The organism is Sedimentibacter sp., assembly GCF_032080165.1.
In the GTDB taxonomy this organism is placed as follows: domain Bacteria; phylum Bacillota; class Clostridia; order Tissierellales; family Sedimentibacteraceae; genus Sedimentibacter.
Window position 1 is genome coordinate 213,392 of the sequence record NZ_DAMASY010000002.1, and the last position, 26,680, is coordinate 240,071.

The following is a 26,680-nucleotide window of genomic DNA, read 5'->3' on the forward strand; positions in this document are numbered from 1 at the left end:
AATAAAAATTTATCTATTATATGATGAATTTTCTGATAATGTTCTTTTAGTGGTTATATTACCTTTGGGGGAGGTGATGCCTGATGTTATCGGTATATGAGACTTTAAAGTAAATACCCTGCGACGTAAAATAGCATATTTCCCAATGGTTAATAAATTCTGCCCTTGTGTTAAATGAGCGTCCATTGTTTTATAGTGCTGTAATACTAAAATAAAAGCAGGTAAAAAATCTATCACCCAATAAGGAGAGAATTATATGGAACTGAATATTGGCGAGGTTATCATAGCTAAACGTAATCTGTTTCAGGTCCGTTACCCCTGCATCGTAACTGTGAATTGGAATTTATCGCTCCCGCTTTAGATAAATCATATCAACAAGCTGTTTTCCATTTTCAAATATCAGATGGTCATAGTTGTCAGTAAAAAAGTTTTTTATTCGATGTGATTCTGTAAAGCCACACTTCTGATAAAAATTAAGAGTGGAAGGGCTGTCACCAGTTCCGACAAGCATAGCTTTACAATCAGTGTAATAGGAGAACAAAAACTCTATCAAGCCCTTCCCATAGCCTTTTCGCTGACAATCAGGCTTAACTGCAATATTTTTAAGCTCATAAATGCCGTCTGCTTCTTTAGTAATCACGCATTCGGCTTTTATGCCATTGTCATCCAATATAAACATTTCGCCGCGTTCAAGATATTTATCTACCATATTTTCCTGCTCGTCTGCCAGCAATAGCAAATCGATATATTCTTTTTTTGCCTCCGTGACTTTCTTTATATTCATAAGCATATACCTCAAAATTTCTGTTTATCTACACCTTAAACATATTATACAGCATTTTCCTTAATCTCACAAACCATTTCGGTCTAACCTGGCCCGGAGTTCCAGAAAGGAGTTTTATATGCCGGAAATCATTAAAAATGAAAATACTAATACTCCGCCGTTACTATAACGCCGCTGCCCGCCACGAGTTTATGCTTACTTTAGGACACTGTCCTAATGAGCAGGGTACATAAGGAAGCAACTACTGAACGCAAATAGCTATTAAGAGAGACAGCCAACAGACAGAAAATGTAAAAGTTGTATTGACATTTATAGAATCCGTGCTATACTGTACTTGTATTATAAGTACAGTATAGCACGGATTGGACTGATGTTATGGAAATAAGCATAAGCAATAAAAACAGTAAGCCTATATATGAGCAAATTACTTCACAGATAAAAGCTAAAATAATGAGCGGTGAGCTTCAAACAGGCGACCCGCTTCCATCCATGCGGGGTTTGGCAAAATCTTTGCATATCAGTGTCATTACAGCTCAAAGGGCTTATGAGGATTTACAAAAAGAGGGATTTATTGAAACCGTGGCTGGGCGGGGCTGTTTTGTCGCGGCACAAAACCGTGATTTTATTCAGGAAGAACAGCAAAGAAAAGCAGAGGAATATTTACAGGAAGCCGCAGATATTGGGCGTACTCACGGAATTAAACTGGAAAAGCTCATTGAGCTTTTAACACTATTCTACTCGGAGGGGGATACGGATGAATAACATTTTAGAAATAGAAAACTTAGTGAAAAACTATCCCGACTTTTCACTCAATCACATAAAACTCTCTATTCCACAGGGAACCATTATGGGGTTGATTGGTGAGAATGGCGCGGGTAAAACAACTACCATTGACTTAATTCTTAACGAGATTAAGCGTGATGGAGGTACGATTAAAATTTTTGGCAAAGACAATATCCAATGTGAAAGGGAGATAAAAGATAAAATTGGTGTCATATTTGATGATTGTCATTTTCCCGATTTATTCAATGCCCTTGAATTGGAGCGGTTTCTTAAACCGATTTATACAGAATGGCAATCATCAACATATAGGGAATACTTAAAGCGGTTTGGACTTCCTAACAACAAGCCTATCAAGGCTTACTCCAAAGGTATGAAAGTCAAGCTTTCTTTCGCTGTTGCGCTCTCCCATTGCCCTCAATTTTTAATTTTAGATGAAGCAACCAGCGGATTAGACCCTGTCATGCGGGATGAAATATTGGATGTTCTTTTGGAATTTGTACAGGACGAAAGCCATTCCGTACTTTTTTCCTCTCATATCACGAATGATTTGGAAAAAATCGCTGACTATGTCGCCTTTCTTCATAAGGGCAATTTAGTTTTCAATAAGCCTAAAGACGAATTGCTTTATAAGTACGGCCTTATGAAATGCGGAGCAGAAGTTTTTAACAGTATTCAAAGGCAAGACATCCTTGCGTGGAGAAAACTGGATTATGAATGGCAAGTCCTTGTGGCTGATATTGAAGCTGCTCGCAGAAAATATAAAAAGTGCATAATTGAAAACGCCACAATTGAAGAAATTATGCTGCTTTATATAAAGGGGGAGAAAAGATGAAAGGTCTCATTATCAAAGACTTTATAACCATGTTTAAGAGAATTAGACCGCTGAATTATCTGCTGATAGCAGCGGCCACGGTTTTTATCTTAATATATTTTAAGGGTGAAGGTGCGCTGTATATAGCCATATTTCTTCCGGTTGTTTTGTCCGGTGTACCCAAAACGCTGATGGTATATGATGAACAATGCAAATGGGATAAATATGCTATTGCATTACCTATGACAAGAAAAAGCATTATTGGAAGCAGATATTTGTTTTTCTTAATGACTGCTGCTGCCGCGTCAGTTATTGCATTTATTATCAGCGTTATTTCCTCTGTTTTGTTCCCCAACGAGGGCTTTAGTCCTTACTTAATCGCTGTCATATCTGGATTGTTGCTGGCAATTTTCTATGGAATGATTACGATCCCTGCTGGTTACAGCATGGGTAGTAATGGCGGGCCGTTGGCAATGCTTTTAACAACTTTTCTTCTCATGGGAGCGTTCTATGTCTTAAAGCGGTTGAATGTTGATGTTGAAGCCTTGCTCGTTTATTTGAAAGATAATCTACTGCTCGCGGGCATTGCTTTTTTAATCATTCTCGGATTGGTATCGTACAATGCTTCATTGTACTTTTACAACCAAAAACACTCTTAGCAAGCGTTAGTGCAGGGAAAACTCAAATCAATTACTTGAAGCTGCCAGACGGCATATAAAAAAAGCCGTCATTTGGCAGACGCTATTTTGCGGTCAAATACTATGAAATACGATCAAGCGGGGGATATCTTAATTTAGTTATAAGGATACTATTTCTTAAAAATTATAATTCCTGCAATCATAAGAGCTACACCAATAAGTTTACTCCATTCAAAACATATTTTTTCAGTACCGAACAATCCGAAAGCTTCAATTGAACATGAAACTACAAGTTGAGCCAATAAAATTAACATTGTTGCATATGCAGGTCCTAAATTTGATATGCTTTTAATAACGGTGAATGTTATAAATGCACCGATGACGCCGCCAATCAAATATAATTTGTTACTTACGTTAAACACTGAAAGTAAATTCTCGCGGCCTGTGAAGAACCATATAATTATGCTTGCAGTAAAAGCAGTCAAATGTACCCAGCTGTTTGTAGCCCACATATTCGATGAATCCATTACACGAGTATTAAAAACACCCTGAACACTCATTAACAATCCTGCCAGCATTGCAAGTAAAATACCAATCATACTAATTTCCCTTCTATATAAAGTGATATTATGTTATAGTATTGCTCAAAAAAATAATTTAAATAATAATTATTTAAGAAAATTTAGGATTTCATGACCGAATAAATTCCAGAAAAAAATGGACACTTGCATAGTTTATGATATAATAAATACAATTAGCGGGAGAGATAACTACAGATAAAAGATTGAGACGGGTTCTCAATAAGAAGGAGCGAGAATATGCATTGTGTTCAGAAAATAAGTGAAAATATATATTGGGTAGGCGGCAATGACAGACGACTTGAGCGTTTTGAAAATATGTTTCCCATACCAAATGGCGTATGCTATAATTCGTACTTAATTTTAGACGAAAAAACATGCTTGATGGATACTGTTGACACATCTATAAGCAGATTATTTATTGATAATATATCTCACGTGTTAGACGGAAGAGATTTAGATTACTTAGTTATAAATCATATGGAGCCGGATCATTGCGCTAATATTGAAGAGTTGGTTAAAAGGTACCCTAATATAAAAATCGTAGGAAATAAAAAAACATTTCAATTTATAGGACAGTTTTACGATTTTGACTATAGCATGAACATTCATGAAGTAAAGGATTGCGATACTTTGTGTATAGGTAAGCATAATTTAAAATTCATGACCATGCCTATGATTCATTGGCCGGAAGTTATGTTTACCTACGAGGAGACAGAAAAAATTTTATTTTCAGCAGATGCTTTTGGAACCTTTGGAGCAATGGCAGGGAACATTTTTGCAGATGAAACTGACTTTGAACATCATTACTTAGAAGAAACAAGAAGATACTATGCGAATATTGTAGGTAAGTATGGTTCACAGGTACAAGGTGCATTAAAGAAATTGGGTTCTTATGATATAAGAATGATTTGTTCCTTACATGGACCGATATGGAGAGAAAACTTGGAATACTTCATTGATAAATACAACATTTGGAGTAAGTATGAACCGGAGAAGAATGGGGTAATTATAGTATATGCATCAATGTACGGCAACATGGAAAATACCATTAACGTCATTGCTAACAAGTTGGCACAAAAGGGTGTTAAGGACATGCGTATGTACGATATTTCCAAGACTCATCCGTCATACATTGTGTCTGATATATGGAAATACAGTCATGTAATATTCGGTTCGGTAACATACAATATGGGATTATACTATGGAATGGAATCACTGCTTAATGAGCTTAAAGCTTTAAATCTTCAAAATCGCAAGGTCGGTCTTGTGGGAAGCGGCACATGGTCTCCGCAAGCTCTAAGGGTAATGCAGGAAATAATTGGTTCTATGAAAAATATGGAGGTAGTAGGAACTCCATTTGAAATAACTTCATCCCTGAAGGAGGATCAAGAAGAAATAGCAGACAAATTTGTAGAAGATTTTTATAGCTCTATTAATCAATTTTAGATAATAAAGTCATCAAGCAGAACTCTTTAAGGAGTTCTGCTTTGTCTAAAGCGCGGTTCCTTTTGTGGGGATAAACAATCGGGACATGTCAATACCTTCTAATTCAAGCAATTTTATTTTTGCATGAATTCCTCCGGCATATCCTGTCAAGCTGCCGTTTGTACCTACAACCCGGTGGCAGGGGATAATTATAGATATGGGATTATGTCCAACCGCACCGCCTACTGCCTGACTTGACATGCTTTCCTTGTTAATCTTTACCGCTATTTTTTTTGCAATGTCTCCATAAGTGATGACTTTACCATATGGTATTTCACATAAAATATTCCACACTTCTTGACGAAACTTGCTGCCGGCCGGAGCTAACGGCAATTCTGAAATGTCGGGCTTTTTACCCGCAAAGTATCTGTTCAGCCATCTTTTAGCTGTGACTAATATCGGCAAGTCGACATTATCTATAATATTTTCGAATATAGTATTTCCGTGATATTTTTGTCCTTCAATCCATAAGCCAACAAGATTATTCCCGTCACATGCAAGTGTAATTGTTCCTACGGGAGACGAATATGTTGTTGAATAATACATTTTTACCTCCTTATAGCGTGTTCCATAGATTGACAGTAGCATAACTGCGCCACGGCCGCCACGCTTCTGCGATTTTCAATAATTCTTTTGATGTAAAGGGATGTAGTGCTTTTTTTACGCCTGCGTCTGTTTCAAGGAAAGCATCAGGCCATTCCATAGAACGCATAGCAATATATTGTGCTGTCCAGCTTCCAATACCTCGAATAGCCATTAGCTTTTTCATTTCTTCTTCAGGATTTGCGCAAAGATTAAGATCGATTTCGCCATGCACGTATGATTGTGCCAGTTCATAAATAGTATTTGACCTCGAAGCGATAACACCTAATTCTCCAAAGCAATTTTCAATAATTCCATCTAAAGCTAATACATCTTCAGGTAAAGGGAAAATATGTGTTAAGCCTTCAATACCTGTCTGAATAGGCGTGCCATAGGTCTGGACGATCCTTGCCGCTAATGTGCCTGCTGCCTTTACGGTAATTTGTTGCCCAAGTATTGCTCTTACGGCCATTTCAAAAGCGTTAAAGCATCCCGGCACTCGGGTTCCCAAAACGCATAAACCGGGTCGAATGTCGTTCATTGACCGGAGCGTTTCATATACCGCATATGGGTCGCAATATAGGTCAAACATGTGTCGTATCCGTGATAATACTTTAGGAAGTACAGTCAGTAAAGTTTCGCTTACGGTAACGTTCAAAGTATTCTTATTGGGATTGTCGGCTACTCGTACCCAACCGTATATATGTTTTCCCTCTGAGTTTTCCAAATGCACCGTACGCATATATTCACCGTTTTTTACAACCTCAATTCCTGGTATTGCACGGTAAGCAAGGAAGTTCAACATTTCTTCCCAGTGATAGGGCGGGCGGTAGCCCAATGATAAAGTTATGTTGTTATTATGCTTTTTTACCTCCGGGGTCTGTTTACGTAAAGCTGTAGGTGAAAGCTTATAATATTTTTTGAAAATGTCATTGAAGCGGCGCAAACTGCCAAAACCTGCCGCCATTGCAACTTCCAGAACTGATAAATTTGTGTCTGTGAGTAAATTTTTAGCAAGGAGTAATCTACACGTTTGCAGATATTGAACCGGTGACACATTATACTCTGCCTTAAAAACTCGTCGCAAATGCCGTCCGGTACAGCCGAGTCGCCCGGCTATTTCATCTAAACTTTGTCCGCTTTGGCAGTTTACTTCTAACATTCTTGCTGTCCGGTAAGCTAAATTAGCGGCAGCGTCAATGATTGAATTACCTGGAGCAAGCTCAGGTCTGCATAAAAGACATGGCCGGTATCCGGCTTGTTCAGCTTCCGCCGCTGTTTGATAAAAAGTGCAATTTTCGGCTTTAGGTTGTTTTGCTCTGCAAACCGGACGGCAATATATTCCCGTAGATGATATTCCTACAAAAAAACGACCGTCAAAGCGAGCGTCTTTCGCTTTAAATGCTGCATATAGACCTTTAACGTTATCTATCATTGCCTCATCTCCTAAATTTAAAGTCAATTTAATTATATCACGTTTCATATAAATGTCTCGCTACTTTCGGACATGCTTTTCCGTATAAGTAATTTCTAAAGAATATGTAAAAACCCCTATTAAGGGGTTAAGATTTATGAAAAAGTCAGCAACTTATGTCTTTCCAGTTAATTAAAAAGTCTTTAAACGCTTCCACCACAGGAGATAAGGTTCTGTTTTTACTATGGACGAAATAGAAGCTTCGTTTTAAGTTTAAACCTTTTATTCTAAGGGGTTTAATTAATTTTAAATCAATTTCATTTTTCACTGCTATTTTTGAAATAAAACTGACCCCCAAGCCAAGCTCGATCATTTTTTTAATCATTTCATTACTGTCTATTTGAGAAACAATGTTTAAATCATCTAAGCTTATGGATACAGCAGAAAGCTTCTGTTCAATTAATTTTCTTGTTCCTGAACCTTTTTTTCTTAGGATTAGTTTTTCTGAAAATAAAATATCATTATCTAAGTAATCATTTTCAGACCATGGATAATTATCGCTGTTTGGAACGCACAGAACGAGCTCATCTTCATAAAAATCTATGTATTTTAGCATATCAGAATGATACTTTGCACCTACTATACCGAAGTTTAATTTACCTTCCAAAATATCATCTATTATGTCTTTGGAATTTTTATGAGTCATAGAAAAAGAAACTTTAGGATATATATTTAAAAAATCCTTAATTATATAAGGTAAAATATATTGTTCAGGTATAGAGCTGGCGGTTATTTCAATTTCACCTTCTACTTTGTTGGAATGCTCAGAGAGTATATACTTGGCTTTATCTCTGATGTTAATCAGTTCAACGGCATATTTATAAAAAATTTTTCCGGCATCTGTTAAGTTTATTGTCTTGCTTGTCCTGTTTAAAAGGGTAGCATTAAGCTCCTTCTCCAGGTTTTGAATATTATTGCTGACAGTAGGTTGAGTTATGTATAGTTCTTTTGCCGCGTAAGAAAAACTATTATATTTGACTACGCTTAAAAAGCTTTCCAATTGATTAAATTCCACAATATTTCCATCCTTTATTACAAATTATATAGCTGCTATCTTATTTATACAATTTATTGTATAATCAATTTCTTCCATAGTAGTAAAATGACTTACCGCAAATCTTACCGTACCTCTTGGGAAGGTGGCTAAAGTTTTGTGAGCTGACGGTGCGCAATGCAAACCGCTTCTTGTCATAATACCATAATTTTTACTTAGTTCATGTGCAACAAGACCGTTGTCACCGTCAATAAAATCAATGGACAATATACCGGTTCTGTCATCAGTTGTTTTCTTTCCGATAATTTTAATATTTTTAATGTTAAGCACACCTTCAATAAATCTATCAAGGAGATACATCTCCTTCTCTCGGATATTTTTGATACCATGGCTTAATAAGTATTTTAATGATGCATTCAATCCGTAAATTCCTGGTATGTTTAACGTTCCTGCTTCAAATTTATCAGGCATATATTCCGGCTGTATTTCTGTATCAGACAAACTGCCTGTACCACCTTCAATTAAAGTATTCATATCTTTGTTAATTCTGTCGTTTACAATAAAGCCGCCTACTCCATGAGGACCAAGCAAGCTTTTATGACCTGTAAATCCTATTGCATCAGCATTTAATTTTTGTAAGTCAATATCTAAAAATCCTGCTGTTTGTGCACTGTCAATTATAAAGAATAAATTATATTTTTTACAGATTTGCCCGACTTTTTCTAAATCTAAAACAGTACCGCATACATTTGAAGCATGTGTCATTACTATAGCTTTAGTATTCGGCTTGATTGAGTTTTCTACATTTTCTATATTTAATTCTCCTGATTCATTGCATATAACCTTGGTATATTCAACTTTATTGTTAAGTGAGTTTAAAGGTCTCATAACCGCATTATGTTCCATTGATGAAACTATTACATGATCAGTTTCTTTTAACAGACCCTTTATCAATACATTCATACTTTCAGTTATATTTTTTGTAAAGATTACATTCTCAGGCTTACTAAAATTAAACAATTCACATAGGAGCTCTCTTGTTTCATAAACAACATTTTCTGCTTTGTAAGATGAACTATAAGCCCCGCGGTTTACGTTAGTTCCGATATTTAAAATATAATCAGACATACTTTCCGCCACACCGGGTGCTTTAGGATAAGATGTAGCGCCATTGTCTAAATAGACATATTTCATTACCTGACTCCTTTAAAAAATATAATTGTATTCAAACCATTATATTATGAAAAATGATTTTATACAATAAGTATTAAGTTTACAAATTCTTGGGATAGAAACTATTAAATTAATCTATTTTACTTTAAAAATAACGAATGTTAAACTAATAACAGATTTTATATCGTAAGGAGGACGTTGAATGAAGGAGAAAAAAGGAATTATTTTTGCAGGAGGACTTATCGGAATAATATCTGTATTACTTGTACATTTTGGAAACCCTGCAAATATGGGATTTTGTATTGCCTGCTTTTTAAGAGACATATCCGGAGCTTTAGGATTCCATAGAGCTGATGTTGTTCAATATATCAGACCGGAAATTATCGGCTTAGTATTAGGGGCATTTTTATTATCATTAAAAAACAAAGAATTTGCATCAAAGGGCGGTTCTTCGCCTTTTACAAGATTTATGCTCGGAATAGTAGTAATGATTGGTGCACTTATGTTTCTTGGATGTCCGTTAAGGATGGTATTAAGATTAGCCGGAGGAGATTTAAATGCTTTATTCGGAATTGCCGGATATGCTTCAGGAATATTTGTTGGAGTTCAGTTCTTGAATAAAGGTTTTAATCTTAAAAGAAATTATAAAATGCCTACAATTGAAGGTTATGTTTTCCCGTCTGTAAATATTGGCTTATTAGTGCTTCTCATTGCTTCACCGGCTTTTATATTCTTTAGTGAAAATGGTCCGGGTTCTTTATCGGCACCTATAATTATTTCACTTATAGCAGGTTTAGTAGTAGGAGGTATAGCACAAAAAACAAGAATGTGCATGGTTGGCGGTATTCGTGATATGATCCTTTTCAAAGATAGTCATCTTTTGCTTGGATTTATTTCAATATTTGTATTTAGTTTGATTGGGAATTTATTTTTCGGATTTTTCAATCTTGGATTTGAAGGTCAACCTATTGCTCACAATGACGGTTTATGGAACTTCTTAGGTATGGCATTGGCAGGATGGGGCTCAGTTTTATTAGGTGGATGTCCTCTCAGACAATTAATATTATCAGGAGAAGGTAATACGGATTCTGTAGTCACTGTAATGGGATTGTTGGTCGGAGCAGGTATTGCGCACAATTTCGGATTAGCTTCAAGTGCGGCAGGACCGACTGTGAACGGAAAGATAGCTGTAGCTATATGCTTTGTTTTTGTAGGTGTAATATCATATTTCAACTCGGAAAGTTTATTTAAAGTAAATACTAAAGTGAGTGCAAAATAGGAGGAGAAAATTATGAGCACAGTAGATACATGTGGTATGAGTTGTCCTCAGCCGGTATTAATGACAAAAAAATCATTAATAGAAAACCCTGAGGGAGTTGACATAATAGTAGACAACAATGTAGCTAAGGGGAATGTCGAAAGGTTTTTGAAGAGCTCCGGCTATACTGCAACAATTATAGAAAATAATGATGTTACCATAATTGAGGCAAGGAAGTAATGATATATACCGTTTTATTTTTTACACATTCCGGCTCTGTAAAGTTTGAACGAAAATGCAGTAAGAATAATATTCAATGTGAACTTATGCCTGTGCCTCGGAGTTTAAGCTCCAATTGCAGCATTAGTGCTAAAATTGAATATTATAATAACATAGAAGATTTAATTGATGATGAAATAGAAAAAATATTTTTAACAATGGATAATTATAATAAGCTTATCTATGAAGCTGAATAAATTTATTAAGATAGAGGTCGATTTTAAAGACCTCTTTTTTTTATGACCTAACTCCATTTGTACAAGCAATAGAGAGCAAACAAATTTGATGCATTACAGTATAGTCAGAACAATATTTTATCTCAAGAATATATATAATTATGTATATATTAATTTTATAGAGAGGTGTAAATAAATGGATAAATTTTTTATAAATGATGAAGTAAAAGCATTCAGATGGATGAATAACATGGTAATAAATGTCGAGGGTGCAATTATTGAAGAAATATCTCATGATAACAGATCAAGCTTTGTAACAATTTCATACGGTGTATTAGGTGATTTTGGTATGATTAATATTGAGCTTGTTACATTAGTGACCGATAGAAATACAATTATCAGAAATAGAAGAGGAAGAAGAATAAGTGTCAGAGATTTAAGACCGGGAAACGTCGTTGATGCAAGTTTTTCAGCCGCAATGACCCGAAGTATACCGCCGCAAGCAAGAGCTTTTATGATAACTGTGGTAAGAGAAAATGTAAATTCATTACCTGTTTTTCCCAATATTGTAGAGGACAGGATCTTAGAAATTGATACAAATAATAATTTTCTTATAACCGGAAACCCGGATGACATTATGAGCCAAATGCGTTTTGTGGTAAATGATATGACAGAAATTTATGACAGGAGGGGAAATAGAATACACCTGAGAGATTTGAGACCCGGGCAGATGGTCAGAGTTGAGCATGCTGATTTTATGACAGCAAGCATACCACCTCAGACAACGGCATTTGTTATTTGGGTTTTATAGTTAGCAGAGGAGTTTTTAAAATGAATATTGATGAAATGATTAACGCATTAGAGAGATACTTGGAAGAAGCAGGATTTGAAAATGTAAAAGAAAAATATTTGAATAACAAAAGTGATGAGGAAATACTTGATATCTATAATGCAGCATCAGAGGATTTTAATCGTTGAATGACGGGTAATAAAAAATGCGCCAATTTAAGGCGCATTTTTTAATTGCTTTTTAGTAGGAATATATCATTCTGCCAATTTTTATGGAAACAGGCTTTGATAAGATCCAAGTATTCGTTGTTGAATCATCATAATAAAATAAAGCACCGTTTGTAGGATCAACTTCGTTTAAAGCTTCTTTGGCAGCTCTTATACATTCTTCGTTTGCAGGTCTTTTAATCCAACCGTTTTCTACAGGTGTAAATTGATAATATTCTCCAAACTTTTGATTTATAACTTCTGTTATCGTGCCTGCAAATACACCGCTCTTGATTCTGTTTAGTACGACCGCTCCAACTGCCACCTTTGCCTGATAAGGCTGGCTCTCGGTTTCTGCCATTATTAATCTTGCAAGCAAGTCCAACTCAGCAGCACTATAGCTTTGCCATGGTTCGGTTTTTTCTGTTTCAACAGCCGGTAAAGACGCTTTTGTCGGAATATTAAGTACTTGTCCAATGTCTATGTAATTTGTATAAATATTATTTGCACGTCTTAAACTTGAAAGAGAAATATTATATTTTTGTGAAATTAAATAAAGCGTGTCTCCTTTTTGAACCGTATGTGTATGAGAAGGGACATTTAAAATTTGACCGATATTTAAATCATAATTGTATAAATTATTATCACGCATTAAGTCATCTACTGAAGTGAGAAAAATTTGACTTATAAAATACAATGAATCGCCTTTAACAACGGTATAGGTTGCAGCATCAGCAGTTGTTGGGAAAGAGAAGGTAAGTCCTACGGCAAGACCTGCAGACAATAGAATTGATCTTATTTTCTTGTTCATTTAATCCTCCTTATGGTCCTTTAAGCTTCATCACTATGATAATACTCGTGTTCTGTTAAAGATTAAGCTTAAAATTGTAATCAATATTGTAATTAAAACTTAATATTAAATCAATGGTAACTACATGAAGATATGGTCATATCAAACACGATATGAAAAAACCACCATTAAGGTGGCTATAATATAGGTTCCTCCCACCAGCCAAAAGCAATTCTTCCGATAGCAGGCAGAGTAGGTCTTTCCGGATTGGATAAAAAAATTATAAATGAGCCGCCCGGAGGAAATATAAATCTTCCGTTCTCTTCTTCTTCTATTGTGATGCCTGGCAGTCCGTTCCTGCTAAAAACTAAATTTCCACCTGCAGGGAAGCCTCTTACACCAACTCCGAATTGCAATATTGTCTTCGGTTGGGGATGGGGAATAATCGTTGTATTAGCAGAAGATACAAATGGAGATTCCTGAATAATTCCGGGTGGAGTACAGTTAAACCAGATTTGTACCCTGAAGGGAGTTGATGAAATATCACTTACTGACCAAGCATTAACATACAAATTCACTCCTGAATCAGGTGGATTATATAATCTTGCCCATCCGTTTGTTGCTTCGCCGAAAATTATATCCACTGCTGTTCCGACGAAATATTTGCCTTCCATAGATTTTGCCGTAGCTATTGGAATTTCAGCTATATAATTGAAAGAAACAGGGGTCTGTGATTCAGGCGATATTTCTTGTGAAGAAACATTTGAAGGGAAATAAGTAACGGTATCACTTCCTGAGAATGTGTAAAAATCAGCACTTTTCCAAGGTATAAAATTGTCTAATATAGATTTATCCATAATACACCTACCTTTCGTAAGATATTTATATATTATATGTCTTAGTTAAATAATTGTTAAATTGATAATTGTAGTCAGGTATATATTTTGGTATAATATATACACTTGGAGTTACATTTGTGCAAACAGCAATCCGAAGATGGAATTGATTTTGTTCGTAAAAATTGATTAAAATTAGATTATTTACAAGAAATATAAAAGCTGTTATAATGTACGATGTTGGAAAAAATAAAGGAGGAAGAAATGAAAAAAGGTATAATAATAGTAGTTGTATTAGTGTTGTCTTATGCAATATTAGCGGTTGGAAATGGTATGCTTGCAGGCAATGATGATGTTGCAACATCCGGCAAAGAAACATTGACAGGAGCTGCTGAGGGATTTGGCGGAGAGGTATCTGTTACAGTTACTACTGAAGGCGGTAAAATTGTTAATGTTGAAGTAAAAGGTGATGGCGAAACTCCTGGAATCGGAACAAATGCCATAGAACAGCTTCCTGATAAAATAAAAGCAGCTAATTCAGCTGACGTAGAGATCGTAGCGGGTGCAACTATAACAAGTGAGGCAATAATAAAAGCTGCTAAAAGCGCATTGGAAAGCAGCGGCGCAGGTGGCGGCTCAACTTTAACAGGAACTGCCGAAGGATTCGGTGGAGCAGTAACCGTAACTTTAACAATGGACGGTGATAAAATTGCTGATGTTGAAATAGTTGGTGCCGATGAAACCCCGGGTATCGGATCAAATGCCATAGAACAACTTCCTGAAAAAATAATTGAAGCTAATTCAGCTGACGTAGAAGTTGTAGCAGGCGCTACAATTACAAGTAATGCAATTATTGAAGCTGTAAACAACGCATTATCAAAATAATAAGCAGATGACCCAAATCTTTGATTTGGTATCAGTCGCTTATGCTGTATGCGAAATATAAATGAAATGGTGACTTAATTATGTCACCATTTTTTATACCCTAACCTCATTTGTGCAAGCGCCAGTGCAGCACACGATTTTTTACCGAAATTTCTGTCATAAATTCCGGAGAATTATTAAGAATATATTTGTAAAGCCGAATAAATTATGCGTTATTTACTCATTGCTATTTGATTTGCAACCCATTTGCCTGTCTGTAAGCTGCCTTGTATCCATCTCGGCTTAGTTGAAATGTGTTCACCTGCAAAATATAGTCTATTGTTGTACTCCGGCTGAATCATAGAATAAGCAAAGTTTATTTTTTGACCCGGATAGCTTGCTGAAAATGCACTTCTTGACCATTGCTCCGAATTCCAATGAACTGTTTTATAACTTTCAATTAATGAGTCCAGATATCCTTTTGGTAAACCATGAATTTGTTCCATGTCTTGCTTTATTTTTTCAAATCTTCTGTAACCGTTTTGGTTACTCAATCTTGTTGCATCCGCACCTATATTGTATGAAGCAATCAAAGTACCCGGCTCATTATAAGAATAATCTTCCGGTTTTTCACCTCTTACATAGAGGGGGTAAATGATAGATTGAATAATCAGATCTGTATAGGAAATACCTCCGTTAATGTTACCGTAAGGCTCATTTTCTTCCCAAAATCTTTTATTAAAAAATATGCCGGTTTTTTGTGCATCAAGATAATTCAATTCTCTTATAGCTTGCATTTTTGTATCGTTAAAATATGGATTAATGTTAAATTCTCTTAAAACCGAAAAGGGAATGGTGCAAATTACCAGGTCAAAGGATTCTGATGATTTGGTGCCCTTTGGGTCTGTATACTGTAAATCTATATAATTATTTGATGAAAAAAATATTCCATCTACTGCATGACCAAATTTAAATGTAACTTTTCCTAAAGGATGATTGGATAATTCAGGAGGACTATTATTAATTAATGAGCTTATAAATGCTAAAGGTAATTTAATCATTCCTTCGGATATTCTATATATGTTTAGAAAATCAAATGTATAAATACCGGTCATTGTTTCGTTGTAACTTAAATTCAGCAATACGGCAGCTATTGGATTTACGGCACATAATAAATTTACAAATCCCTGACTCAATCCTAAGCTCTCATAAACGGTCTTGGTGCTCATTTTAGTAAGCTCAGCATATTGGTTGGAATATTGCGGAAGTATCTTTAGAATTTCACTTCGTTGTCTTGGTGTTAAGCTTTTTAGCATGGTATTGTCAGCATAGCTTACTAACTCCGGCCATGAAGTATTTCTTTCCTGTTCTGTTAAGTTGTACAAGGGATAAAGAAATTTTTCTATTTCTTTACCACTAAAACTTCGTCGCATCCTGATATTGTGTGTATATAAAATGTTGTTGGAATTAAGTGAAGACATAGAGTTGGTATTAAGATTAAATAAATCTATGTAGTACCAAGCGGTTTCATGAGAAATCGGGATTCTCATGGCCCCCAATTCACTGAAATATTCGGTTGATTTGTTAAAGTAGTGAGTAAAAATTCTTCCGCCTACTCTTTTATCTTCAGCGTCATAAACAGTTATTGAAGCTCCAAGCTTTCTAAGCTCATAAGCAGCCGTTAAACCTGCCAAGCCGGCTCCAATAATTCCTATTTTATAATTTTTTAGAGAATCCGAAGATGCAAGCTCTAAAATATCTGGTCCCGGACCAAGCAGTTCAATTATATTTTCATAGTCTTCAGTTCTTCCGGCATTTTTTAAGGCTTCTTTTAAAAGCTCATGTCTTTGTCCGCTTGTAGGATTATAAAAAGCGTTTTGAACAGTCATAAAAAATTCCCCTTTATATGGTAATATCTGATTGCCGATGTTATAATAAATATATTAAATAAAGTGATTTTTAATGCTAAACATTTATATTTTGGGAGGGTAATATGGTAAAGCTATGGACAAGACAGCATATTAAAAGTCTGGATGAATTAAACGCGAATGGAGTTATAAGAATCGAGAGAAAGCATCTTAATGATAAGTTTGATGAAATATCTGACTATATCATTAATTTGTATTCCTGGTTTGTTAAGCAAGCAGAAAAAAAAGTACCCAAGCCGGAGTGGGTGGAGTTTCCTATATGGTGTTCCGTAAGCGAAGAAAATATGCTGAGACCTACCGAAGATGAAATTGTATATGTTATTGAAGTGAATGAAAATGAAGTAATATATTTTGACGGAGCAAAATGGGACTATGTTTTAAATCATCACTATGTGCCTAAAGATGAAAACGATGAAAAAGAATATGCCGAGGATATTGCGAAAAAGGGCTTTTCTAATTCCTTCTCATTTATAGATGATAAAAGATCACATCTTTATCCTGAGGAGAAAAAAAGAGTAATGGAAAGCTGGCACAGAATTTTTGATATTGATAAGTGGGATATATTCAGAGTGCAGGCAAATATTTGGGAAATACGACCGGAGATGATAAAAGATATTTTATACAAATAAGTAAAATTATATTGGTTTAAGGTTGATAATGTAAAAATATGTCATTGACAGATGATTATGCTTATGTTATATTTTAAAAAAAATAATCTTTAACTCGGTACCGCGATGCCGTCAAGATGTGAATATGAAAGTTTTTTGTGTGTATAATAATCCTGACGGTCTGCTCAGGATTTTTTTATCCTATCATTTCGTTCAGGATAAGTGATCAGCACCAAATTGAAGATTTGGGCTGTCTGCTTAACGCCCGCGGCTAGGTTAATCAATGGAGGTATTTATGTCAACAAAAAATGAAGTGTTCGGTTATTTGCCGGACGAACGTCCACCTATTATTGGACTGATTTTCTTTGCATTACAACAAATTGTAGTTATGTTTCCGGCAACAGTGTTAGTTGCGCTAATCACCGGTTTTCATGTATCAACTACAATATTTGCAAGTGGTCTTGCAACATTAGGGTTCATATTAGTAACAGGAAGACAAATTCCTCTTTATTACGGTTCAAGCTTTTCTTATATAGCTGCAATTGCTTCAATCATGAGTGCAGAAGCCTTTGCAGGATATTCTTTAAATGATAAAATATCAATTGCTCAATTTGGTATTATCATGTCGGGTTTTGTTTCAATTATAGCTGGCTATATTATTAAACGTTCAGGTAAGGATAAAATAGACAAGGTTCTTCCTGCAACAGTAACGGGAAGTATAGCAATAATTATAGGACTTTCTCTTGCGGCAAATGCAATGACTAATGCAGCTGCCGTGCCTGCAGGACTGGCAGAATCACAGCTTCAAACAGCAGGAAGCATGGCATGGATTATAGCAATTATTACAATGTTATCCACTATATTATATTCTGTTTACTTAAAAGGAAAGTTAAGCCAGCTGCCAATATTGTTTGGTTTAGTGACAGGTTATATAGCGGCGGCAGTAATAGGAGGAGTAACGGGAATTGAGTTTATAAACTTTAATACTGTTCAATCATCAGGAATTTTAAATCTTCCTATTTTCACATTACCTAAGCCGTCTATGACAGCAATTATAGCAATAATGCCTATAGCTATTGCAACAATACCGGAATCAACGGCTCATGTATATCAATTACATATTTATGTAAATGACTTGGCAAGAAAAAAGGGTTCAAATAAAGAATATGATATAGAAAATAAACTTGGGTTAAATTTAATCGGAGACGGTATAGGTGATATTATTTCCGGCTTTATAGGCGGACCTGCAGGAACAAATTACGGCGAAAATATCAGTGCTATGGCAATCTCTAAAAACTTCTCTATTCATGTTTTAATGTTAGCAGCAATTTTAACAATGGTAATTTCATGCTTTACACCTTTAATCAATATTATTTACTCAATACCGACTTGTGTAATAGGCGGTCTGTCAATTTATTTGTTCGGTGTAATAGCAGCTCAAGGTATTACAATCATGATGGATAAAGAAGTAGATATGTTTAACTCAAAGAACTTAGCGGTTATAGCTATCATACTTATAGTAGGTCTTGGTGGAAGCTTTGGTTTCTCTGGCGGCATGATACCGATGTTCGGAGCAGAAATACCTGCAATCGCTACTGCGGCAGTTGTAGGAATTGCATTGAATTTGATGTTGTCAATAGGTAATAATAAATAACCTATCTTACGTGAGGATTGACCGGCTGAACGGCAACGAAGCAGGCGGGCGTTTTCAGCAACTTAAAGGATTTTAAGTTTTTTCTTTAAAATCCTTTTTTAATTATCATAAAATGCAGTTTTATTAATATTAATTATTAATAAATTTTATTTGCAATGTTGGCTTTTTTTAAGTGAGCAGTTGGAATTTCAACAATATTGTTAAAAAATTAATTAATTATAGTACAAAATCTTTTTGTTTACAAAAGCAAAATTTTGTATTATAATAATTTATCGGTGATTACGTTTTCATATATTTTAATAAGGAGGGTCAGCGTTTTTATTAATTTAATATAGTATCACTGAAAATAATTAATTGGAATAATATTTATTAAAACGAAGGGTAGGTGTAATAATGGAAAATGAAAAAAACAGCAGAGGTCAATGGGGCAGTAATTTTGGCTTTTTGATGGCTGCTATAGGTTCTGCGGTAGGACTTGGTAATATTTGGGGATTCCCGTATAAGATGGGGGCAAGCGGAGGATTTGCTTTCTTAATCGTGTATATTGGGTTGGTAGCGTTCGCAGGTATTGCCATAATGTTAGGTGAGTTAGCATTAGGTAGAAAGACAGGTTATGGTGTTATCGGTACTTATAAACTATTAAGCAAAAAATTTGCTTGGGTAGGTTGGTTAGGTTTTCTTTCAGGATTTCTAATTTTAGCATTTTATAGTGTATTAGGCGGATATACGCTCCGTTATGCAATTGGATTTTTAATGGAGATATTTAGTGCGGGTGCAGGCTTTGGAGGATTGGGAAGCGGCGCATTTTTCGGAGCATTTACTACAAACGGTGCATCACAAATTATATATCACTTACTTTTCATGGGAATTACAGTTGCGATAGTTATGGGTGGAATTTCAAGCGGAATTGAAAGGTTCACTAAGATTGCAATGCCAGTATTATTTGGAATGTTGCTTATAGTAATTATCAGAAGCGTAACATTAGAAGGTGCTATGACAGGTGTGTCATTTATGTTTGCTCCTAACTTTGCAGCCTTTTCTGAAATAGGATTCATGAAAGTTTTAAAGACTGCGGCAGGACAAATGTTCTTCTCATTATCTCTTGGTATGGGCTGTATGATTACTTACGGATCTTACCTAAGCAAGAGTGAGAACCTTGAGAAAAACGCGGTAATTATTCCTATTGCAGATTCAATATTCGCTTTGTGTGCCGGTCTTGCAGTTATGCCGGCTGTTGGTGCATTCATGTCTCAAGGTGTTGAAGGAATTTCATTCGGAGCCGGACCTGGGTTATTGTTTGTTACACTTCATCAGGTATTTAGTGCAGGAATGGGTGGATTAATAGGAGATTTATTCGGGTTCTTATTCTACTTCTTGGTATTTATAGCTGCTGTAACTTCTGCTATCTCTCTACTTGAAGTATGTACAGCTTACTTTGTTGACAAAGATGTTCAAAAGGGTACTTCTGGAAACCGTAAAAAACATACTATGATAGTTGGAGCAATTATCTTTTTAGTAGGTATTCCTGTATGCTTGGATGGACTTGGTGCAGGTAGAGCCGGTGGAGCAATGATTGATATTCCGGCGACTATGTTTGGTATGAGTGAAGTAAGAATGGCATTTGACTGCTGGTTAGACTTCTATGATATGATTGCTGAAGGTGTATTTATGCCATTGGGTGCTATATTAATGTCTGTTATGATCGGTTGGGTTCTTAAGACTGATGTAATTAAAGAAGAAATTGAAGTTGGCGGACTTAAAATGAAATCTTTCAGGTTCTGGGAAATTTGCTTCAAATATATCGTACCTATAGTGATTACTTTCGTATTGTTTGGTCAGTTAGATGACTTCTTTGGACTTGGAATTTTCTAACTAATAAAATAAATACAAATCAATAAAAGCTCCATGAGCGACAATCTCATGGAGTTTTTTACATGTTCTAACCCCATTTGTACAAGCGACAGCGCAGTTCAAATGGGGTTAGCTGTTCAATTTCTTATTCTAACGGAGGTTCTCTGTGAAATTCATTTGGCTGGATATTATCATCCTTTATTAAGTAAATATGAAAGAAATATTCGCATATTCCGATTATAGCTGCGAAAATAATTAATCCTGTTGCACTCGTTACAAAATTGTATGAAAATATATCTAATAAATAAGCTGTTGCTGCTGCTAAAATACCATCTCCAACTGATGCAATAACATTACCCATGGATGGCAATATAACTAAATCTCCTAATGCATAGTTAAGAACAGTTCCTGCTATAGCAACTATTAATACCATTTCAAAAGAATTAACATCAATTATGATAAAAGACACCCATGATGCAACTAATGTTATTAAAAATTTAGCTAATAAAACAAGTGTTGTTCTCATATTTTTCTCCTTAAATTTTATGATTATTGTTATTTTTAGCGATATTTAAAATAATATACGTTTTTATTATCTAATGAAAAATTTTGGATAATATATTAATAAAATAAAATAATAATTAAAGAAATATGAACCAAAGGAGAATACAATGGCTAAAAATAAATATAAAGAAAAACATATGGCACAACCTATTGAAAGTCACATTACAGCAGCATGGGCAAATCAATCTCAATTAAAAGCCGTGTCAAAAGTAAATATTCCTGACGAACAGCAAGTGGAAAATGCCAGAGATTATGTGAACGAAAACCAAAAGTAAAGACGCTAAAAAAGAAAGCTCAATGAGGAGAGCTTTCTTTTTTAAAATACTTCATGCGCTGATAGAGCTTTATATCTTCTGTATCTTTCTGCTGCATGTTCTGCTGATACATTAAACATTTCCTCTGCAATTTCAGGAAAAACATTCTTAAGCTGAGAGAAACGAATTTCGCCGTTTATAAATTCTTTGTAATCACCTTTTGGTTCCTTGGAATCAAGTGTAAACGGATTCTTACCTTGTTCTTTAAGCAATGGATCAAATCTGTACAAATGCCAATATCCTGATTCAACTGCTCTCTTTTCTTCCATCATGCTTGTTCCCATACCTGATTTTATACCGTGGTTAATACAAGGAGAGTATGCAATTATTAATGATGGACCGTTATAGCTTTCAGCTTCCTTTATTGCTTTTATTGTTTGATTCATATCAGCTCCCATAGCTATTTGAGCAACATATATATAACCATATGTCATAGCTATCAGCCCTAAATCTTTCTTTCTTATTTTCTTTCCGCCTGCTGCAAACTTAGCTACTGCTGCTGCAGGAGTAGATTTCGAACATTGACCTCCTGTGTTTGAATAAACCTCCGTATCCATTACAAGTAAATTAATATCTTCCCCCATTGCCAATGCGTGATCTAAACCTCCATAGCCTATATCATAAGCCCATCCGTCGCCACCGAATGCCCAAACTGATTTTTTGATTAAATAATCCTTAAGCTTTAATATATCTGAAATTATTTGGCTGTCAGAATAAGTAGCATCTTTCAGAATATTTAAAATCATGTTAGTTGCTTTAATTGAACCATCGCAATCATTTATATTATCAATCCATAAAGAAAATGCATTTTTTAAATTATCATCTATATTAGCTTTAATTGCATCTTTCATTAAAACAGATAATTTTTCTCTGTTTTGTTTAACGCCCATTTGCAAACCTAGACCAAATTCTGCGGCATCTTCGAACAATGGGTTAATCCATGCAGGCCCTTTTCCTTCAGTGTTTACGGTGTAAGGCATAGATGGGGCTGAAGCACCATAAATTGATGAACATCCTGTTGCATTGGAAATCATCATTCTGTCTCCAAACAACTGTGTAATCAATTTAATATATGGTGTTTCACCGCAACCGGGGCACGCACCGTTAAATTCAAACAGTGGTCTTAAGAATTGACTTCCCTTAATGGTGTATTTATCCATTAAGCCCTCTTTGAGTTTAACTGTTGTAGCGAATTCCCAGTTTTCTGATTCCATTTCCATTTCATGTTCTGCCGGCTTCATAATTAAAGCTTTTTCTTTTACAGGACATATGTCGGCGCAGTTAGCACATCCTGTACAATCCATTGGCGAAACCTGAATTCTCCATTGATAATTTTCTAAACCTTTTCCTATAGCCTTAGCAGTTTTAAATGTATCCGGCTTTCTTTTTTCTTCACTATCATCAAGCAAGAATGGCCTTATAGTTGCATGAGGACATATATACGAACATCTTCCGCACTGTATACATTTATCTATCTGCCATTCCGGAACCATAGGTGCTATACCTCGTTTTTCATAGGTTGTAGTTCCGTTTGGGAAAGTTCCGTCTTCCATACCTTTAAAAGCACTTGTTGGAAGTTCATCTCCTTCATCTCTTGCCATAACCCTTTGTATATTTTTAATAAAATCAGGTTCATTTTTAAAGGGTAAGTTTTCTTCTTGTGCATCAGCCCAATCTTTAGGTACATCTACCTTTACTAATTCATTTATTGACTTATCTACGGCATCTTGATTCATTTTAACAATGTTTGTGCCTTTTCTGCCGTACATTTCTTCTATATCATCTTTAAGATAACCCAATGCCTCATCAACCGGCAGTACTTTTGCAAGCTTAAAGAACGCTGTCTGCATTACCATGTTTATTCTGTTTCCTAATCCAACATCAGAAGCAATTTTTAAAGCATCTATTATATAAAAGCTTATATTATTTTTAGCTATAAATTGCTTAATAGAAGCCGGAAGCTTTTCATCAAGTTCTTTAATATCCCAAGGGCAGTTTAGTACAAAGGTTCCATCTTTTCTGAGTCCTTTTAATATATCATAATGATAAAGGAAGGATTTGTTGTGACAAGCAATATAATCAGCGTTAAACACTAAATACGGGGAACGTATTGGCTGCTTTCCGAATCTTAAGTGTGAAGTGGTTGTTCCGCCTGATTTTTTACTGTCATAAGAGAAATATCCCTGTACATATAAATTTGTTCTGTCCCCAATGATTTTAATTGCAGTTTTATTTGCTCCAACAGTACCATCAGAACCAAGACCCCAAATACGGCATCTGATAGTTCCCTCAGGGGAGGTTTCTATTATTTTACCTTCAGGGAGCGATAAATTAGTAATATCATCAACTATACCTATAGTAAAATTATCCCTTGGCTCACTGTTTTTTAAATTCTCAAAAACAGAGATTATCTGAGATGATCGTGTATCTTTTGAAGATAATCCATACCTTCCTCCAACTATTACAGGTGGATTATCATAATTTTTATAACATTTTACGATATCTAAGTATAATGGTTCTCCGGTTGAACCGGGTTCCTTTGTTCTGTCCAACACTGCAATTTTCTTTGTAGTGCTTGGAATTGCCTGCAATAAGTGTTCCTCAGAGAAAGGTCTGTACAGATGCACTTTAACCAATCCGCATTTTTCGCCTTTAGAGTTTAAATAATCAATCGTTTCACTTATGGTATCTGTTACTGAACCCATTGCAACTATAACATATTCCGCATCCTTAGCACCATAATAATCAAACAATTTATATTTTCTTCCCGTAATCTCGTTTAGCTTATCCATATATGATTGAACTATATCAGGTACAGCTAAGAAATATGGATTTTGTGCTTCTCTTTGTTGAAAATATATATCCGGATTTTGTGCTGATCCTCTTGTAACCGGGTGCTCGGGATTAAGAGCTCGATTTTTAAACTCTTCTATGGCTTTAAAATCGACTATTTTTACTATATCTTCATAAGAAATTTTCTCAATTTTTTGTATTTCATGAGATGTTCTGAAACCATCAAAAAAATGAATGAAAGGCAATCTCGATTTAATAGCTGCTAAATGAGCTATTAACCCTAAATCCATAACTTCTTGGACATTAGCGGATGCAAATAAGGCAACACCGGTTTGACGACATGCCATAACGTCTTGATGGTCTCCGTAAATTGACAGGGCATGAGTTGATACAGCTCTTGCTGCTACGTGTAAAACTCCCGGAAGCAATTCACCTGCCATTTTATATAAGTTCGGTATCATTAACAAAAGACCTTGAGAAGCTGTATATGTTGATGCCAATGCACCGGCTTGCAATGCACCTCTCATGGTTCCTATGGCTCCAGCTTCGGATTGCATTTCTATTACCTTTACTTCTTGATTGAAAATATTTTTCATTCCATGGGCTGACCATTCATCAACACCTTCCGCCATAGGGGTAGAAGGCGTAATAGGGAAGATGGAAGCCACTTCAGTTAATGCATAAGATGCATATGCTGCAGCTTTATTTCCATCCATTGATTCATATTTGCTCATATTTTCACCTTGCCTCGAACTTAAAATTTATTTGACTTATAATTAAAGTTATCTTTTCCTGTATAAAAGTAAATATACTATTAATTGCTAATTAAAAAAATTCGATATATAGTTAACAATGTTTATTAATATATTAACAAACATTAAGTTTTTGTAAATATTTTTGTAAGTTTTTATCAAAATTAGTGATAATGAAAGGAATATGGAGGATTTTAGAGTAAATTATCCTTGGTAATGTTTTTTTTTATAAATTGAGCGTAATAATGTAAAATTATGTATATTCATTATTTGAACTGAAATATAAAGGGTGTTATAATATTGCCATATGCAAATTATTAGACAAGGAGTGATTGTTTGAAGGAGATAATTGATCAAATTATTGAAATTGATTCCTTAGCTTTTGAAAATAAGACAAAAAATGAACAATTATTGTTGGAAAAAAAGCAAGAATATGAAAAAACGATACAAGATTATCGAATTAAAAAATTAGACTATGCTAAGAATAAAGCTCAGCAATTAGCAGAAGAGACAGAAAAATTAATTAATGAAAATGAGCTAACTCAAGAATCAAAAATCCTTAAAATTTCTGAAGAAATAGAAAAGTTATATAAGAAATCAGAAGAGGATTTGGTTGAAAAAATATTTAACAAGTTATTTGTACTGGAGGGGTAATATGAACCCTAACATGGCATACTATGCTTTGGAAACAAAAATTGCAACAAAAAAAGGTCATATATTAAATAATAAGGATTGGAAAAAATATATAGAAAGCGACTCTGTGGAAAAGCTTGCCGAGTTACTTAAAAACAATCCTGAAATAGGAAAAGTATTTAAAGATATCAATAATACTGAAAGTGAAAGAGTAAACTTAGAAACAGCCTTAAGCAGCTTAAGAAAATTTGAAATAGAAAATCTGCTTCATTACTTATCGGGAGATTATAAAGAATTTTTAAAAACATTTCTCATTGAAGAAGATATAAAGGATTTAAGCTTAGTTTTAAGAAAGCTATCAAGGGGTGAATCTTCAGAAGGTATAAAAGAAAGATTTATTCATTCTAAGATGTTTACTTGTTTGAACTTTGAAGAAATATTGACCGCTAAGAATATTGAACAATTAATCAAGAAATTAAAAGGTTCAATTTTCTATAATGGAATAAAAAATATATCAAATAATGATGTTTTAAACAGAGAGTTTCACTTTGAAATGAAATTATATTTAGTCTTATATAAATCTCTGTTAGAAAGAGCTGAAAAGTTAGACAGGAATGATTCTAAAACTGCAAAAGATATTATAGGTCTTAGAATTGACTTGCTAAATATTCAGTGGATTTACAGAGCTATAAAATACTATAACATTTCATCTCAAGAAATATATTTTTATAGCTTGGAAGGCGGTAATATATTAGACAATGATAAAATAAAAAATCTTTGTTATTCAAAATCATTTGACGAATTCAAATTATTAGTAAAAGATTATTTCAAATACGATCTTTTTAAGGATTTACAGGATACTGATATTGATATAAATGTCGTAGTAGACGCTTATATGTTTAATTATATAAAGAATAAAAACTATAAAAATATTGGGTTAATTATATCCTTTATATATTTATTAGATAGTGTTATAAACGATTTGACATCTATTACCGAAGGAGTTCAATATCAAGTTCCTAAAGAAAAGCTGAAAGGGTACTTGGCTTATAAGATATGAGAAAGGGAGGAGGCATTAG

The 26,680-nt window shown here is 34.6% G+C and carries 27 protein-coding genes; 16 read left to right on the top strand and 11 right to left on the bottom strand.

The window, feature by feature from the left end; all coding sequences use genetic code 11:
• Window positions 1-343: 343 nt before the first annotated feature.
• Complete coding sequence (locus tag RT412_RS03615) at window positions 344-784, bottom strand: GNAT family N-acetyltransferase (protein ID WP_313371125.1); 441 nt, start codon at window positions 782-784, stop codon at window positions 344-346.
• Between the two features lie 375 nt (window positions 785-1,159).
• Between RT412_RS03615 and RT412_RS03620 the strand changes: the two genes are divergently transcribed.
• The 3 genes from RT412_RS03620 to RT412_RS03630 are packed head-to-tail and all read left to right on the top strand — an operon-like array spanning window position 1,160 to window position 3,037.
• Complete coding sequence (locus RT412_RS03620; RefSeq protein ID WP_313346983.1) at window positions 1,160-1,546, top strand: GntR family transcriptional regulator; 387 nt, start codon at window positions 1,160-1,162, stop codon at window positions 1,544-1,546.
• Window positions 1,539-2,399: an ABC transporter ATP-binding protein gene (locus tag RT412_RS03625; RefSeq protein ID WP_313346985.1), complete on the top strand. Its 861-nt coding sequence runs from the start codon at window positions 1,539-1,541 to the stop codon at window positions 2,397-2,399. The genes RT412_RS03620 and RT412_RS03625 overlap by 8 nt, the downstream gene beginning before the upstream one ends.
• Window positions 2,396-3,037 (top strand): ABC-2 transporter permease, encoded by a 642-nt coding sequence (locus RT412_RS03630; protein ID WP_313346988.1) that lies wholly within the window; start codon window positions 2,396-2,398, stop codon window positions 3,035-3,037. The genes RT412_RS03625 and RT412_RS03630 overlap by 4 nt, the downstream gene beginning before the upstream one ends.
• Before the next feature lie 149 nt (window positions 3,038-3,186).
• On the opposite strand, the gene RT412_RS03635 is transcribed toward RT412_RS03630, so the two are convergent.
• Complete coding sequence (locus RT412_RS03635; RefSeq protein WP_313346991.1) at window positions 3,187-3,615, bottom strand: DMT family transporter; 429 nt, start codon at window positions 3,613-3,615, stop codon at window positions 3,187-3,189.
• A 219-nt stretch (window positions 3,616-3,834) separates the two neighbouring features.
• Between RT412_RS03635 and RT412_RS03640 the strand changes: the two genes are divergently transcribed.
• Window positions 3,835-5,043, top strand: a complete 1,209-nt coding sequence (locus RT412_RS03640; protein ID WP_313346993.1) for an FprA family A-type flavoprotein — start codon at window positions 3,835-3,837, stop codon at window positions 5,041-5,043.
• 45 nt (window positions 5,044-5,088) lie between these two features.
• Here RT412_RS03640 and RT412_RS03645 read toward each other — a convergent pair whose 3' ends face one another.
• The 4 genes from RT412_RS03645 to RT412_RS03660 form a co-directional block, all read right to left on the bottom strand.
• On the bottom strand, window positions 5,089-5,628 hold the full coding sequence (locus tag RT412_RS03645; RefSeq protein ID WP_313346996.1) for a methylated-DNA--[protein]-cysteine S-methyltransferase: 540 nt from the start codon (window positions 5,626-5,628) through the stop codon (window positions 5,089-5,091).
• Window positions 5,629-5,638: 10 nt separating this feature from the next.
• The gene (locus RT412_RS03650) at window positions 5,639-7,099 is read right to left on the bottom strand and encodes an AlkA N-terminal domain-containing protein (protein ID WP_313346998.1); all 1,461 of its coding nucleotides are present in this window, start codon (window positions 7,097-7,099) and stop codon (window positions 5,639-5,641) included.
• Between the two features lie 145 nt (window positions 7,100-7,244).
• Entirely contained in the window at window positions 7,245-8,153 is a 909-nt protein-coding gene (locus RT412_RS03655; RefSeq protein WP_313347001.1) for a selenium metabolism-associated LysR family transcriptional regulator, read from the bottom strand.
• A 24-nt stretch (window positions 8,154-8,177) separates the two neighbouring features.
• Window positions 8,178-9,326 (bottom strand): aminotransferase class V-fold PLP-dependent enzyme, encoded by a 1,149-nt coding sequence (locus RT412_RS03660; RefSeq protein ID WP_313347003.1) that lies wholly within the window; start codon window positions 9,324-9,326, stop codon window positions 8,178-8,180.
• A gap of 181 nt (window positions 9,327-9,507) precedes the next feature.
• Here RT412_RS03660 and yedE point away from each other — a divergent pair, with 181 nt between their 5' ends.
• The 5 genes from yedE to RT412_RS03685 all read left to right on the top strand — a co-directional run bounded on the left by yedE (window position 9,508) and on the right by RT412_RS03685 (window position 11,996).
• Window positions 9,508-10,584 carry a YedE family putative selenium transporter gene (gene yedE / locus RT412_RS03665; RefSeq protein WP_313347005.1) on the top strand — a complete coding sequence of 359 codons (1,077 nt, stop codon included), beginning with the start codon at window positions 9,508-9,510 and terminating at the stop codon, window positions 10,582-10,584.
• A gap of 12 nt (window positions 10,585-10,596) precedes the next feature.
• On the top strand, window positions 10,597-10,803 hold the full coding sequence (locus tag RT412_RS03670; RefSeq protein WP_313347007.1) for a sulfurtransferase TusA family protein: 207 nt from the start codon (window positions 10,597-10,599) through the stop codon (window positions 10,801-10,803).
• Entirely contained in the window at window positions 10,803-11,039 is a 237-nt protein-coding gene (locus RT412_RS03675; RefSeq protein WP_313347010.1) for a DUF3343 domain-containing protein, read from the top strand. Before RT412_RS03670 ends, RT412_RS03675 begins: the two co-directional genes overlap by 1 nt.
• A gap of 175 nt (window positions 11,040-11,214) precedes the next feature.
• Window positions 11,215-11,829, top strand: a complete 615-nt coding sequence (locus RT412_RS03680; protein ID WP_313347013.1) for a hypothetical protein — start codon at window positions 11,215-11,217, stop codon at window positions 11,827-11,829.
• Window positions 11,830-11,849: 20 nt separating this feature from the next.
• The gene (locus RT412_RS03685; protein ID WP_313347015.1) at window positions 11,850-11,996 is read left to right on the top strand and encodes a hypothetical protein; all 147 of its coding nucleotides are present in this window, start codon (window positions 11,850-11,852) and stop codon (window positions 11,994-11,996) included.
• 52 nt (window positions 11,997-12,048) lie between these two features.
• Here the strand turns inward: RT412_RS03685 and RT412_RS03690 are convergent, their stop codons facing one another.
• Window positions 12,049-12,825, bottom strand: a complete 777-nt coding sequence (locus RT412_RS03690; protein ID WP_313347018.1) for a LysM peptidoglycan-binding domain-containing protein — start codon at window positions 12,823-12,825, stop codon at window positions 12,049-12,051.
• A 176-nt stretch (window positions 12,826-13,001) separates the two neighbouring features.
• The gene (locus RT412_RS03695) at window positions 13,002-13,661 is read right to left on the bottom strand and encodes a DUF6143 family protein (protein ID WP_313347021.1); all 660 of its coding nucleotides are present in this window, start codon (window positions 13,659-13,661) and stop codon (window positions 13,002-13,004) included.
• Window positions 13,662-13,904: 243 nt separating this feature from the next.
• Here RT412_RS03695 and RT412_RS03700 point away from each other — a divergent pair, with 243 nt between their 5' ends.
• A complete protein-coding gene (locus RT412_RS03700) occupies window positions 13,905-14,525 on the top strand; it encodes an FMN-binding protein (protein WP_313347024.1) in 621 nt (206 codons plus the stop codon).
• A gap of 212 nt (window positions 14,526-14,737) precedes the next feature.
• Here the strand turns inward: RT412_RS03700 and RT412_RS03705 are convergent, their stop codons facing one another.
• Entirely contained in the window at window positions 14,738-16,393 is a 1,656-nt protein-coding gene (locus tag RT412_RS03705) for an FAD-dependent oxidoreductase (RefSeq protein WP_313347027.1), read from the bottom strand.
• Between the two features lie 104 nt (window positions 16,394-16,497).
• Between RT412_RS03705 and RT412_RS03710 the strand changes: the two genes are divergently transcribed.
• From RT412_RS03710 to RT412_RS03720, 3 genes are all read left to right on the top strand, one after another.
• The gene (locus RT412_RS03710; protein WP_313347029.1) at window positions 16,498-17,061 is read left to right on the top strand and encodes a DUF3841 domain-containing protein; all 564 of its coding nucleotides are present in this window, start codon (window positions 16,498-16,500) and stop codon (window positions 17,059-17,061) included.
• A 274-nt stretch (window positions 17,062-17,335) separates the two neighbouring features.
• Entirely contained in the window at window positions 17,336-18,694 is a 1,359-nt protein-coding gene (locus RT412_RS03715) for a solute carrier family 23 protein (RefSeq protein ID WP_313347032.1), read from the top strand.
• A 393-nt stretch (window positions 18,695-19,087) separates the two neighbouring features.
• Window positions 19,088-20,566, top strand: coding sequence for a sodium-dependent transporter (locus RT412_RS03720; RefSeq protein WP_313347159.1), 1,479 nt, complete (start codon window positions 19,088-19,090; stop codon window positions 20,564-20,566).
• Window positions 20,567-20,690: 124 nt separating this feature from the next.
• Here the strand turns inward: RT412_RS03720 and RT412_RS03725 are convergent, their stop codons facing one another.
• Window positions 20,691-21,071 (bottom strand): DUF2512 family protein, encoded by a 381-nt coding sequence (locus RT412_RS03725; protein ID WP_313347162.1) that lies wholly within the window; start codon window positions 21,069-21,071, stop codon window positions 20,691-20,693.
• A gap of 145 nt (window positions 21,072-21,216) precedes the next feature.
• Here RT412_RS03725 and RT412_RS03730 point away from each other — a divergent pair, with 145 nt between their 5' ends.
• Window positions 21,217-21,384: a DUF3787 domain-containing protein gene (locus RT412_RS03730; protein ID WP_313347165.1), complete on the top strand. Its 168-nt coding sequence runs from the start codon at window positions 21,217-21,219 to the stop codon at window positions 21,382-21,384.
• A gap of 41 nt (window positions 21,385-21,425) precedes the next feature.
• On the opposite strand, the gene nifJ is transcribed toward RT412_RS03730, so the two are convergent.
• Complete coding sequence (gene nifJ, locus RT412_RS03735; protein WP_313413098.1) at window positions 21,426-24,950, bottom strand: pyruvate:ferredoxin (flavodoxin) oxidoreductase; 3,525 nt, start codon at window positions 24,948-24,950, stop codon at window positions 21,426-21,428.
• Between the two features lie 354 nt (window positions 24,951-25,304).
• Here nifJ and RT412_RS03740 point away from each other — a divergent pair, with 354 nt between their 5' ends.
• Together RT412_RS03740 and RT412_RS03745 are read left to right on the top strand one after the other, a co-directional pair.
• Entirely contained in the window at window positions 25,305-25,622 is a 318-nt protein-coding gene (locus tag RT412_RS03740; RefSeq protein ID WP_313346211.1) for a hypothetical protein, read from the top strand.
• Window position 25,623: 1 nt separating this feature from the next.
• The gene (locus RT412_RS03745) at window positions 25,624-26,661 is read left to right on the top strand and encodes a V-type ATPase subunit (RefSeq protein ID WP_313346214.1); all 1,038 of its coding nucleotides are present in this window, start codon (window positions 25,624-25,626) and stop codon (window positions 26,659-26,661) included.
• The last annotated feature ends 19 nt before the right edge of the window (window positions 26,662-26,680 follow it).